Annotated in this window: 11 protein-coding genes; 7 read left to right on the top strand and 4 right to left on the bottom strand. The window is 70.7% G+C overall.

Features of this window, described 5'->3' with window-relative positions; translation table 11 throughout:
- On the bottom strand, window positions 1–1,280 hold a 1,280-nt coding region (locus tag QH290_RS35025), incomplete at its 3' end, for an acyl-CoA dehydrogenase family protein (protein WP_280387618.1).
- 348 nt (window positions 1,281–1,628) lie between these two features.
- Here QH290_RS35025 and kstR point away from each other — a divergent pair.
- The 5 genes from kstR (at window position 1,629) to QH290_RS35000 (ending at window position 7,866) form a co-directional block, all read left to right on the top strand.
- Window positions 1,629–2,219 (top strand): cholesterol catabolism transcriptional regulator KstR, encoded by a 591-nt coding sequence (gene kstR, locus QH290_RS35020; protein WP_280269408.1) that lies wholly within the window; start codon window positions 1,629–1,631, stop codon window positions 2,217–2,219.
- A gap of 181 nt (window positions 2,220–2,400) precedes the next feature.
- Window positions 2,401–4,977 carry a trehalose-phosphatase gene (gene otsB, locus QH290_RS35015; RefSeq protein ID WP_280269409.1) on the top strand — a complete coding sequence of 859 codons (2,577 nt, stop codon included), beginning with the start codon at window positions 2,401–2,403 and terminating at the stop codon, window positions 4,975–4,977.
- A 211-nt stretch (window positions 4,978–5,188) separates the two neighbouring features.
- Window positions 5,189–6,070, top strand: coding sequence for a metal ABC transporter solute-binding protein, Zn/Mn family (locus QH290_RS35010; RefSeq protein ID WP_280269410.1), 882 nt, complete (start codon window positions 5,189–5,191; stop codon window positions 6,068–6,070).
- Window positions 6,071–6,085: 15 nt separating this feature from the next.
- Window positions 6,086–6,991, top strand: coding sequence for a metal ABC transporter ATP-binding protein (locus tag QH290_RS35005; protein WP_280269411.1), 906 nt, complete (start codon window positions 6,086–6,088; stop codon window positions 6,989–6,991).
- Window positions 6,988–7,866, top strand: coding sequence for a metal ABC transporter permease (locus QH290_RS35000; RefSeq protein WP_280387616.1), 879 nt, complete (start codon window positions 6,988–6,990; stop codon window positions 7,864–7,866). The genes QH290_RS35005 and QH290_RS35000 overlap by 4 nt, the downstream gene beginning before the upstream one ends.
- Window positions 7,867–7,952: 86 nt before the next feature.
- Here QH290_RS35000 and QH290_RS34995 read toward each other — a convergent pair whose 3' ends face one another.
- Window positions 7,953–8,828: an HhH-GPD family protein gene (locus tag QH290_RS34995; protein WP_280269413.1), complete on the bottom strand. Its 876-nt coding sequence runs from the start codon at window positions 8,826–8,828 to the stop codon at window positions 7,953–7,955.
- A 30-nt stretch (window positions 8,829–8,858) separates the two neighbouring features.
- On the opposite strand from QH290_RS34995, the gene QH290_RS34990 reads away from it, so the two are divergent.
- Both QH290_RS34990 and QH290_RS34985 read left to right on the top strand, forming a co-directional pair.
- Window positions 8,859–9,482 (top strand): carbonic anhydrase, encoded by a 624-nt coding sequence (locus QH290_RS34990; protein WP_280269414.1) that lies wholly within the window; start codon window positions 8,859–8,861, stop codon window positions 9,480–9,482.
- Window positions 9,483–9,581: 99 nt separating this feature from the next.
- Window positions 9,582–10,238 carry a hypothetical protein gene (locus QH290_RS34985; protein ID WP_280269415.1) on the top strand — a complete coding sequence of 219 codons (657 nt, stop codon included), beginning with the start codon at window positions 9,582–9,584 and terminating at the stop codon, window positions 10,236–10,238.
- Here QH290_RS34985 and disA read toward each other — a convergent pair whose 3' ends face one another.
- Window positions 10,239–11,315 (bottom strand): DNA integrity scanning diadenylate cyclase DisA, encoded by a 1,077-nt coding sequence (gene disA / locus QH290_RS34980; RefSeq protein WP_280387632.1) that lies wholly within the window; start codon window positions 11,313–11,315, stop codon window positions 10,239–10,241.
- A gap of 107 nt (window positions 11,316–11,422) precedes the next feature.
- Complete coding sequence (gene radA / locus QH290_RS34975; protein WP_280269416.1) at window positions 11,423–12,814, bottom strand: DNA repair protein RadA; 1,392 nt, start codon at window positions 12,812–12,814, stop codon at window positions 11,423–11,425.
- Between the last annotated feature and the right edge of the window lie 37 nt (window positions 12,815–12,851).

The raw sequence follows: 12,851 nt of genomic DNA, 5'->3' as shown, positions 1-12,851 counted from the left end.
GTTTTGCCGGCGCCCCGCACCTGTACATCCTTCGCCGGGCGCGGTCGCGGCCCCGCCCCGCGGCGGTCGGGCCGCGGCCAGTGCGGGGCCAGCAGGCCGGTATCCACGAGGGCGTCGCGCTGCTGCTCGACAGGCAGTGCGGCAATGCGGGCCAGATCCGCGGCGAGTTCGACGGCTTCGGCCGCCTCCAACCCCACGGCCTCCCACGCCGCCGCTTCGGCCTGCGAACTTTCCGAATTTCCGGCATGCCGGGAATGCGACGGGAAGTCGACGCCCAGGTCCAGGCCGACGGTGCGGCGCATCCCTGCCCGGACCAGGTCGGTCACGCGGGCCCGCCAGGGTGCGGCACCGCCCAGCAGTTGGCGCAGGGCGACCGCGCGGCGCAGGTACAGGTGGGCGTCGTGCTCCCAGGTGAATCCGATGCCGCCGAGTACCTGTATGCAGTCCTTGGCAGTCTCGACGGCCGCGTCCAGCGAGATCGACATCGCGATGGCGGCGGCCAGCGGCAGTTCGTCGCTGCGATTGTCGACGGCCGCGGCGGCGTCGGCGGCGACCGCGCGAATCTGCTCGACCCGGCACAGCATGCCCGCGCAGAGATGCTTGACCGCCTGGAATTCACCGATCCGGCGCCCGAACTGCTCGCGCACCTTCGCGTACTCGGTCGCCGTCTCCAGACACCAACCGGCTACCCCGGCCAGCTCCGCGGCCACCAGCGCGGCGGTCAAATCCCTTACCGCACAGGGGGGTTGGAAGATTCGCTCGGCGGAGACCCGTACGCCGTCGCAGTGCACGCGCGCCAGCGGCGTACTCGGATCCAGCGGGGGCAACTCCTCGATCCGCAGCCCCTCGGCCTCCGGTTCGACCAGGCACCACACCTGCCGTGACGCGGAGGAGACCGGCAGCAGGACGGCGGTTCCCGGGGCCGCGCCCAGCACCGTCTCCCAGGTGCCGGTCAGCACCCACTCACCGGACCCGTTGCCCGGCACCGCAACCGGGTCGCCCAGGGCGATGCCCGCGGGCGTATCCTCGTCCAGGGCTCCGCCGGTAATGAGGCCGGTGAGCGCGGTCGCCGAGACCGGTCCGCCCACCAGATCGTGCGCGGCCTGTTCGATCAGAACCGCCAGGTCGTTCACGGATCCGTCGGCGCCACCGGCGGCTTCGGGCAGGGCGACGCGGAAGATGCCGAGTCCGACCAGACTCGGCCAGAATTCGCGCCAGAATCCCGGATCGCCGCTGCGCATGGTTGCAATCGGGCGTACCGTCGCGGCCCATCCGCGCATCGACTCCTGAACGGCTTTATGCTCGTCAGTGGTGGCGATGGTCACACTCCATACCGCCTTTCCGGCGTGACTCCCACACCTAGAACATGTTCTAATATTCGAGCCGGGCGGAAGTCAAGACACGGTCCGTCACAGCGGCACCGACGGCAACCGGCGCGACACGACGTTTGCAGGAAAGGACTCTCACCAATGGCCAGTCCCTCCCGAGAGCAGTCAGCCGACCCCGCGGGATCAGCGACGGGACGGGCACGAGACGACACCGCCGGGACAGCCGCGACAAAGCAGGAACCCGGAAGCCCCGCCGTCGGCACAGGGGCACGGAACGGAAACCGCCCGCGTGCCACACCGGTGACCACACTCAGCGAGGACGAGCTGAGCTCGGCCGCGCAGCGCGAGCGCCGCAAGCGCATCCTCGACGCGACCCTCGCCCTGGCCTCCAAGGGCGGCTACGACGCGGTCCAGATGCGCGCGGTCGCCGAGCGCGCCGACGTCGCCGTCGGAACCCTGTACCGATACTTCCCGTCCAAGGTGCACCTGCTGGTGTCCGCGCTGGCACGGGAATTCGAGCAGTTCGAGAGCAAACGCAAACCGCTGGCGGGGCAATCCCCCAGGGAACGCATGCATCTGCTGCTCACCCAGGTCACCCGGGCCATGCAGCGCGACCCGCTGCTGACCGAGGCGATGACGCGCGCGTTCATGTTCGCCGACGCCTCCGCGGCCGCCGAGGTCGACCGGGTCGGACGGGTGATGGACCGCTTCTTCGCCCGCGCCATGAACGACGACGAGCCCTCGGATCGCGACCTCGCCATCGCGCGGGTGATCAGTGACGTGTGGCTGTCGAATCTGGTCGCGTGGCTCACCCGGCGCGCCTCCGCGACGGACGTCACAGAGCGTCTCGAACTCACCGTTGACCTGCTGCTCGGGGCCGAATCGGCGTAATATTTGCCCGGTGTCCCGCGTGGCAAACCAGCTAACGTACGGCAGGAGACCGCACAATCAGGGATGCGCACGGCGAGGCAAACGTAAACGTCTCGTATCACTGCGCGAACCGGCGAGCAAACCTCACCCAGTAGAGTTTCTCGCGCCCTGAAAATTCTCCTCCGATCTATAGGTTGGACGCGTGAGCGCTGAGGATCTGTCACAGGAACTTCGCCGTGCGTTGGCGGCAGTAGCCCGCATGCCACGGCTGCTTGTCGCCTCGGACTACGACGGGACCATCGCGCCCATCGTGTCGGACCCGGCGAAGGCCTATCCCCATCGGGAATCGGTGAGCGCGCTGCGGGCGCTCGCCGGACTGACCGCGACCACCGCGGCTGTCATCTCCGGCCGGGCGCTGCGAGATCTCGCGGCACTGTCCCGGCTCCCGGTCGAGGTGCAGCTGATCGGAAGTCACGGTTCGGAATTCGACGTCGGCTTCGTCCATGCCATCGACAACGACGCCAAACAGCTGCTGCAGGAGGTGCAGAGCGGGCTGAGCCGGATCGCGGCGGACAATCCCGGCGCGGCGGTGGAGATCAAACCGGCCAGCGTCGCCCTGCACGTGCGCAATGCCGCCCCCGAGGTGGGCCGCCGTGCGCTGCAGCAGGCGCGGCAGGGCCCCGCCAGCTGGGTGGGCGTGCAGGTGACCGAGGGCAAGGAGGTCATCGAACTCGCGGTCATCCAGACCGACAAGGGCGCCGCCCTCGACATCATCCGGCATCAGGAGGGCGCCTCGGCGGCGGTCTTCTTCGGCGACGACGTCACCGACGAGAAGGCGTTCGCGCGGCTGTCGGGCCCCGATGTGGGCATCAAGGTGGGCGACGGCGAGAGCCTCGCCGGATACCGCGTGGCCAGCACCGAGGAGGTGGCCAAGGCCCTGGCGTTCCTGCTCGAAGAGCGGCGCACCTGGCTGGCCGGTGCCTCGGCCCCTCGAATCGAGCGGCTGACCATGCTGGCCGGCCCCCGCTCCAAGGCACTGGTCACCCCCGACGGCACCGTCACCTGGTTCTGCCACCCGGAACCGGATTCGGCCGCCGTGTTCGCCCACCTGCTCGGCGGACCGCAGGCCGGGCATTTCACCATCGCGCCGGAGCGCCCCGGGCTGCCGCTGTCGCAGCGCTACGTCGACGGCACCATGACCGTCGAAACCCGTTGGGCCAGCTTGCAGGTCGTCGACTACCTGCCGCACGACGTGCCGCCCGAGCGCACCGATCTGACCCGGGTGATCACCGGCGATGCCAAGGCCGTGGTGACCTTCGCGCCGCGCCCCGAATTCGGCCAGGTCCCGGTCAATCTCGAGGTCGAGCCCGCCGGACTGCGCGTGCACGGCACCAACGATCCGATCGTGCTGCGCTCGCCCGGTGTGCAGTGGCAGATCGTCGAGGAGGGTATCCATCAGACCGCGCGCGCCGTCATCGACGCCTCGCACGGGCCGGTGGTGCTGGAAATGCGCTGCGGCACCTCCGATCTCGCACCGGCCATGGTGGCCGAGCCGGAGCGGCGCCGCGAGGCCGAACGCTACTGGCGCGACTGGGCGGCGGAACTCGAACTGCCGCCGCTGAAACCGGATCTGATGAAGCGGTCCGCGCTCACGCTGCGCGGGCTGGTGCACGCACCCTCGGGTTCGATCATGGCCGCGGCCACCACCTCGCTGCCGGAGGACATCGGCGGCGTGCGCAACTGGGACTACCGCTACTGCTGGCTGCGCGATGCCTCGCTGACCGCGCACGCGCTGGTCGCGCTCGGCTCGCTCACCGAGGCCGAGGAGTTCCTCGAATGGGTGCACCGGGTGCTGGAGACGCTGGCCGGGCCGGAGCGCCTGCACCCGCTGTACACCCTCTACGGGGAGACGCTGGGTCCCGAGGCCGTGCTCGATCAGCTGCCCGGCTACGCGGGTTCGCGGCCGGTCCGGGTCGGCAACGCGGCCAATATGCAGGTCCAGCTCGACGTGTTCGGGCCCATCGTGGACCTCATCGCGGGCCTCGCGGACGCGCGCGAACGCAAGGGCATCACCGATCCCGCCAAGGCGCTGCCGGACCGGGACTGGGAGTTGGTGCACGCCATGGTGTCCGCGGTGCAGCGGCGCTGGCGCGAACCCGATCACGGCATCTGGGAGATCCGCGGCAACCCGCGCCACCACGTGTACTCGAAGGTGATGGGCTGGCTGACCGTCGACCGCGCCTTGCGGCTGGCGGAGAAGTTCCACCGCATGGTCGATACGGCCTGGCTGGAGCTGCGCGACACCATCGCCGACGAGGTCCGCACCAAGGGCTGGAACGACGAGGTGCAGTCCTACACCGCGGCCTACGACGGCACCGACCTGGACGCGGCGACCCTGCACATCGGGCTGAGCGGGCTGATCGAACCGTCGGATCCGCGCTTCGCCGCCACCGTCGTGGCCACCGAGGCGGAGCTGCGCAGCGGGTCCACGGTGTACCGCTACCACCACGACGACGGCCTGCCCGGCGGTGAGGGCGGCTTCCACCTGTGCGCCGCGTGGCTGGTGGAGGCGTACCTGCTGATCGGCAAGCGTTCCGATGCCGAGGCGCTGTTCGCGCAGCTGGTGGACGTGGCCGGGCCGACCGGGCTGCTCAGCGAGGAATACGACCCGGTCGCCGAGCGGTCCCTGGGCAACCATCCGCAGGCCTACAGCCACCTCGGTTTGCTGCGCTGCGCGCAGTTGCTGAGTCAGCCGGTTCCGGCGCTGGCCCAGAGCTGAGGCGAATACTCAGCACGGGCGGTCCTTCGTTTCAGGAAAAGGAAGGACCGCCCGGCGGGACCGGGAAAGGAAGGGCCGCCCGGAACGAGGCGTCATGCTCCGTGTTCGGCTTCACAGCGGAATCGGGCATATCGATGCCGGTGGACATGGACACGTGCGCTACATTTAAATGGAAATCGTTTCCGTTAGTGCGTGTCAGGAGTACCCCCGCGTGACCAGTAGTTTCGCCTTCCGAGTAGCTGCCGTCGCGGTGGGGGTCGCGGCCGCGGCGGGGCTGACCGCCTGCGGCAGCTCCGATGATTCGAGCAAACTCACCGTCGTCGCCTCGACGAATGTCTGGGGCAGCATCGCGGCCGCGATCGCCGGGCCGGACGCCGAGGTGAAGTCCATCATCGACAGCCCGACCGACGATCCGCACGAATACCAGACCACGCCCACCGACGCCGCCGATATCCGCGATGCCGCGCTGGTCATCGTCAACGGCGGGCACTACGACGAGTTTGCCGAGAAGGCCGCCGAGGGCCGCAGCAAACCCACCATCAACGCGTTCGAGCTGAAATCCGACAAGGGCGACGAGAACGAGCACGTCTGGTACGACGTGCCGACCGTCGACGCGGTCGCCGCGAAGATCGCGGCCGACCTGGGCGCGCAGGACTCCGAACACGCCCAGGCCTACACCGAGCGCGCCGACGCCTTCCGCGGCAAGCTGCGGGAGATCGGCGCCGTCACCACCCAGATCGCGACCACGCACCCGAAGTCGCCGGTGCTGCAGACCGAGCCGCTCGCCCACTACCTGCTGCTGGCCGCGGGCGCCGAGGACCGCACCCCGCACGGGTTCGAGGAGGCCGTCGAGCAGGGCACCGATCCCGCGCCCGCCGATGTGGCCGCCGTGCGTGATCTGCTGACCGCCAAGCAGGTTCGCGCCCTGATCTACAACGTGCAGACCGAGGACAAGACCACCAAGGACGTCGCCGAATCCGCGAGGGCCGCCGGGGTGCCGGTGGTCGAGGTGACCGAAACCCTGCCCGAGGGCACCGATTACATCGGATGGCAGACCGGAAACGCCCAGGCACTCGCCAAGGCCCTGGGCTGACGACAGGAGTTGCCGATGCCGGGGAAGGTCCGCGCCACCGAACGGGTTGTACCGACCGAGCCGGTGCTACTCGACAACCGAGACCTCATCCGCGCCGCCGAACCCGCTGTGCGACTGCGGAATGCGCACCTGTCGTTCGGGGAGCGGACGCTGTGGCAGGGGCTCGATCTGGAGGTCGCGCCGGGTGAGTTCATCGCGGTGCTCGGGCCGAACGGATCCGGCAAGACCTCACTGTTGCGCATGCTGCTGGGCCAGCTGCAGCCGACGGACGGCAGCGTCGAGGTGGCGGGTTCGCCTGCGCGGGTAGGGAATCCGCACATCGGCTATGTGCCGCAACAGAAGACGATCGACAGCGGCGTGCAGTTGCGCGGCGTCGACCTCGTCGGGCTGGGCGTCGACGGGCACCGCTGGGGACTGGGCTGGCGCGGGCGCAAACAGCGGCGGCGCAAGGTCGCCGACGCGGTGGCGCAGGTCGGCGCCGAGCGGTACGCGCACGCCCCGCTGGAATCGCTGTCCGGCGGCGAGCAGCAGCGGCTGCGCGTGGCGCAGGCGCTGGTGGGCGACCCGCGGGTGCTGCTGTGCGACGAACCGCTGCTGAGCCTGGACCTGGCCAATCAGCGGCTGGTGTCCGAACTCATCGACAAGCGCCGCCGCGAGCACGACACCGCCGTGCTGTTCGTGACCCACGAGATCAATCCGATTCTGCCGCTGGTGGATCGGGTGCTGTACCTGGTCGACGGGAAGTTCCGGATCGGCACGCCGGACGAGGTGATGACCTCGCAGGTGCTGTCGGAGCTGTACCGCACCGAAGTGGACGTGCTGCGGGTGCGCGGGCGGCTGGTCGTGGTCGGCACGGGAGACACCATGGACGCGCTCGGCGTCGCGGGCGGGCACTGCCACAGCGACGAGGTGCGCGCGTGATCGACAAGCTGTCCGACGTCTTCACCAAGATGTTCGATTTCCACACCACGGCCAATCTGCTGTCCTACGACTTCGTGCAGCAGGCGATCCTGGCGGCGGCGCTGCTCGGCCTGCTGGCGGGCGCCATCGGGCCGCTGATCGTGAGCCGCCAGATGTCGTTCGCGGTGCACGGCACCAGTGAGCTGTCCCTGACCGGCGCGGCGGCGGCGCTGCTGGCCGGGGTCGGGGTCGGGCTCGGCGCGATCGCCGGATCGGTGGTCGCGGCCGTGCTGTTCGGACTGCTGGGTTCGCGGGCGCGGGAACGCGATTCGGTGATCGCGGTGGTGCTGTCGTTCGGGCTGGGGCTGTCGGTGCTGTTCCTGTGGCTGGGCCCCAGCCGCGCCGGATCGAAGTTCTCGCTGCTGACCGGGCAGGTCGTCAGCGTCGGCAACGGCGGCCTGACCATGCTGACCGTGTGCTCGGTGGCCGTGCTCGCGGTCCTGGCGATCGTCTACCGCCCGCTGCTGTTCGCCAGCACCGATCCGGAGGTCGCCCGCGCCCGCGGGGTTCCGGTGCGCGCGCTGTCGGTGGTGTTCGCCGTGCTGCTCGGCATCACGGCCGCCTTCGGCGTCCAGATCGTCGGCGCGCTGCTGGTGCTGTCGCTGCTGATCACGCCCGCCGCGGCCGCCGCCCGGGTCACCGCGGACCCGGTGCGCGCCACGGTGCTGGCCATCGTCTTCGCCGAGATCTCGGCGGTCGGCGGCATCCTGCTGTCCCTGGCCCCCGGCGTCCCGGTCTCCACCTTCATCACCGCCATAGCCTTCACCCTCTACCTCCTCTGCCGCCTCATCGGCCCCCGCACCCGCCGCCCGGCCCCCACCCTCGTCCCCGCCTGACCCCCTCGCACCCCCTGCGTGCTCACGCACCCCTTGCAGGGCCCTGGAGCCCGTGCGGGAACGGGCAGGGGGTGCAGGAAGGGTGGTCAGGTGCCGCCCTCGCCTGCGAGGGCGAAGAGGCCGTCGGGGGTTTGTTCGATGAGGCCGTCGACGAGTAGGGAGTCGAGGGCGCGGGCGCGTTGGCCTGGGTCGCGGGTCCAGGCGAGGTCCAGGGCGATTCGCTCGACCGGGCCGGTGGCGTTGCGCAGCACGTCGAGCAGGCGGCCGCGGGCCTGGCGGTCGGTGCCGTCGTATTTCTGGGTGCGGCGCACCACCTCCGAGGCCGGACGGCCCGCGGATACCCAGGCGCAGCGCGGCAGGGGGCAGCGGGCGCAGTCGGGGTTGCGGGCCGTGCACACCGTCGCGCCCAGCTCCATCAGGGCCGCGGAAAGCGTTGCGGCCCGGTCGATCCGGGCAGGCAGCAGGGCCTCGGTGTCGGCCAGGTCGCGAGCCGCCGGATTACCGGCCTCCGCGCGGCCGTGCACCGCGCGCGCGACCACCCGGCGGACATTGGTGTCCACCACCGGAACTCGCTGTCCATAGGCGAAACACGCCACCGCCCGCGCGGTGTAGGCGCCGATGCCGGGCAGCCCCAGCAGCACCTCGACGTCGGCGGGCACCTCGTCCCCGTGCTCGGCGGCCAGCACCCGGGCGCATTCGTGCAACCGCAGCGCCCGCCGCGGATATCCGAGCTTGCCCCAGGCGCGCAGCACCTCGCCCTGCGAGGCGGCCGCCATCGCCGAGGGCACCGGCCAGCGCGCCACCCACTCCCGCCAGATCGGCTCCACCCGCACCACCGGCGTCTGCTGCAGCATGATCTCGCTCATCAGGATCTGCCACGCCGTCACCCCGGGGCGCCGCCACGGCAGGTCGCGGGCGGTCTCCCGGTACCACTCGATGAGGGTGTCGGTATCGATACTCACGCGCGGGCACTCCCGTGGAAAATGGGACGCATGCCACACACCAACCCGGTCAGTGCCTGGAAGGCCCTGCGTGAGGGCAACGACAGGTTCGTCAACGGCACGCTGCAACATCCTAGTCAGGGTGCGGCCGACCGGGCCAAGCTCGTCGCCGGTCAGCAGCCGTCGGCGATTCTGTTCGGGTGCGGGGACTCCCGCGTCGCCGCGGAGATCATCTTCGACCAGGGGCTCGGCGATATGTTCGTGGTGCGCACCGCGGGTCACGTCGTCGACTCCTCGGTCCTCGGATCCATCGAGTACGGCGTCGAGGTGCTGCACGTCCCGCTGATCGTGGTGCTCGGCCACGACAGCTGCGGCGCCGTGCGGGCGACCATCGACGCCCTCGACGGCGGCGATGTCCCCGGCGGATTCATCCGCAGCGTGGTCGAGCGGGTCACCCCCTCGATCCTGATCGGGCGGCGCGAGGGGCTCACGGGGGTCGACGAGCTCGAGGCCCGCCACGTGGTGGAAACCAGCCGATTGCTGATGCAGCGGTCGATGATCATTTCGCAGCGCGTGGCCACCGGCGAATGCGCAATCGCCTGTGTCACATACAAACTCGAGGACGGCAAGGTGAAGCTGCACCGCGCGGTCGGAACCATCGGCGAGGTGGCCTGAGCGCAGCCGCGGAAATGTACCCGGCGCCGCTGCCACTTCCGCCCCGACACGCCGGGGCGCTGAGCGGGGCGTACCCGATCGTGCCCTTACCGTTGTTGCGTGCTGGAACCGAACGGACCGCTCCCTCCGGAGATCTACTGGCGCCGCCGCCTGTTCGCCATCGCGGCCCTGGTCATCGCCCTGGTGCTGGTGATCTGGCTGGCCGTCATGCTGCTGCGCGGCGGCGGTGACGACAAGGACGCGGGCGCCGCGGCGTCCTCGACCTCGGTGACCGCGACCCAGGCCGCCGCGAACTCCGGCACGTCCGAATCGAGCACCCCGCAGTCCACGTCCGCCGGTGCCACCGCCGGCGGTACCGCGCCCGCGTGTCCGGATCAGTCGGTGGCGGTCAAGGTGACGGTCGGGCAGCCCACCTACAAACCGGGCGAGCAGCCGGTGTTCGGCATCGTCGCCACCAATATCTCCACCTCCGCCTGTCAGCGCGATATGGGTTCGGGGATGCAGCAGGTCACGGTGCAGTCGCTCGACGGCCAGCGCCGGCTGTGGTCCAACACCGACTGCGATCAGGGCGGCCCCGCCGATATGCGCACCCTCAAGGGCGGCGAGCAGGCGGCGTTCACGCTCACCTGGTCCGGCACGACCTCGCAGCCGGGCTGCGCGGGCGAGCGGGTGAAGGTCCCGCCGGGCGCGTACGCGGTTGTCGCGCAACTGGGTTCGGTTCGCAGCGCGCCGGAGACGTTCAATATCACCGGCTAGCTACACGCTGCCGGACTCGGCCAGCCGGGACAGCCCCTCCCGGACCTGGCGCGCGAACAGGGCGTCCACCTCGTCGACGGCCTCGAGGTCGGCCGTGGTCGCCGACAGCAGCCCGGGCAGCGACCCGAACGCCGAGACCAGCGGCTCCACCGCGTGCAGCGAGACCCTGGGAAGCTCGGCGAGCAGCCGATAGCCGCGCGGGCTGACGCCGGTGTCGAGGGCCTCGATGGTCGCCGGAAAGCCCAGCGGCGGAGCCAGATTCGTGGGCTCCAGCAGTTCCACCTCGAGCAGTTCGTCCAGCCCCGCCAGGGCCCGGTCGATCGCGGCGTCGTCGACCGGGTCGGCACGCAGGTAGTCGCGCACCACCAGGCGGCGCACACCCTCGGTGTTGCCCACCACCTCGGCCAGCTGCAGCGCCAGCTGGCGGCCGTCGACACCGAGTTCGCCGACATCCGAGTCGATCTCGCGGGCGACCCGCCGGATCAGTTCCAGGCAGTGCACGACGGTCAGCACGTCGCGCAGCGTCACGTAGTCCTCCAGCTCCACCAGCGACAGCTGCCGGGTCATCTCGTCCAGCCGGGACCGGTAGCGCTCCAGGGTCGCCATGGCCTGGTTGGCCCGCGAGAGGATGATCTCCGACGGCTGGACCACCCGCCGGGTGCCGGAGGCGTACACCGTGACGATTCCGGTCGATCGGCTCACCGACACCACGGGGTGGCCGGTCTGCGCGGCGGTGCGCTCGGCGGCCTTGTGCCGGGTGCCCGACTCCTCGGTCGGCAGCGCCGGATCCGGCACCAGGTGCACATTGGCCCGGCGGATGTGCGTGCCGTCGGTCGAAAGCACCACGGCGCCGTCCATTTTCGACAGCTCGCGCAGGCGGGTCGGCGAGAATTCCACATCCAGCTCGAAACCGCCGTCGCAGATCCGCTCGACCGCCTCGTCGTAGCCCAGCACGATCAGCGCACCGGTGCGCGCCAGCAGGATCCGGTCGATACCGTCGCGCAGTGCCGTTCCGGGGACCAGGCGCGCGATCATGTCCGGCGCGGCCTCCGGTGTCGCCGTCTCCCGCCCTGTCATCGCGCTCCCCCGTATCGACTGTCCGGAACCCGCCTCGCGCGCCCGTGGATCGCCGTCCGACCGCGGCGCGGGCCTGCCCAGCAGGTTGGTGACCCACCGGCCCGGGTTCATTCGGCAGCCTCCGCACGCTCGCGACTTCGCTTCTGCAGACCTCGGGCGATGGCCGCCCGCACATCCGCCACCTCGTGCACCTTCATGGCGATACCCGAGAGGTCCACGCCCGGCGGCACCAACGCCTCCGTGAAACCTAATCGCTCCGCCTCGGCCAGTCGACGCCCGAGCCCCGTGACGCGCCGCACCTCGCCGGCCAGGCCGACCTCGCCGAGGATCACCATCCCCGCGCGCAGCGGCCGGTCCCGCGCGGCGCCGGTGAGCGCCAGCGCGATCGCCAGATCCGCGGCGGGTTCGGACAACCGCATGCCGCCGACCGTCGCCGCGTAGACGTCGGCCTTGCCGAGCGATACCCCGCAGCGGCTCTGCAGCACGGCCAGCACCATCGCGACCCGGTTGTAGTCGAGTCCGCTCACCGCGCGGCGCGGGGTCGGGATCTGGGTTTCGACGGTCAGGCCCTGCACCTCGCCCAGCAGCGGGCGCTTACCGTCCATGGCGACCGTGATCGCCGTCCCCGGCACCGGCTCGGCACGATGGTGCAGGAACAGCCCGGAAGGGTCGGGCACCCCGGCGATTCCGTCCTCGTGCAGTTCGAAGCAGCCCACCTCGTCGGCGCTGCCGAAGCGGTTCTTGAGCCCGCGCACCATGCGCAGCGTGGAATGCCGGTCACCCTCGAACTGCAGGACCACGTCCACCAGATGCTCCAGGGTGCGGGGCCCGGCCACATTGCCGTCCTTGGTGACGTGGCCGACCAGCAGCACCGCGATCCCGCTCGCCTTCGCCAGTGAGGTGAGCGCCGCGGTCACCGCGCGCACCTGGGTGACGCCGCCGATCACCCCGTCGGCGTCGGCGGCGAGCATGGTCTGCACCGAATCCACCACCAGCAGGCTGGGCCGCACCTGCTCGACGTGACCGAGGATGGTCGCGAGATCGGATTCGGCTGCCAGATAGACCCTTTCGTGGACCGCGCCGGTGCGGTCGGCGCGCAGCTTCACCTGCCCCGCCGACTCCTCGGCCGTCACGTAGAGCGATCGCTCGTCGCGCTGGCGGGCCCACCGATGCGCCACCTCGAGCAGCAGGGTCGACTTGCCCACGCCCGGTTCACCGGACAGCAGCACCACCGACCCCGGCACGACGCCCCCGCCGAGCACCCGGTCGAGTTCGCCGACTCCGGTCGACCGCGCCCGGGTGACCTGTGAGTCGATGGTGGAGATGGGCGCCGCCGCGGTGGACGGCAGCAGCGCCTTGCGACCGGCGGCGGCCGCGGCCGGGGCGGCGGCCGTCTCCTCGACCGTCCCCCACTCGCTACACCCCGGACACCGCCCCACCCATTTGGCAACCTCGTGCCCGCACGCGGAGCAGCGATACAGCGACTTCACCTTGGCCACGAACGCAGCCTAAGGACCGGGTACGACACCACTACTC

This window comes from Nocardia wallacei (assembly GCF_029869545.1).
GTDB lineage: Bacteria > Actinomycetota > Actinomycetes > Mycobacteriales > Mycobacteriaceae > Nocardia > Nocardia wallacei_A.
This window is presented reverse-complemented; position numbering and strand designations above follow the sequence as displayed.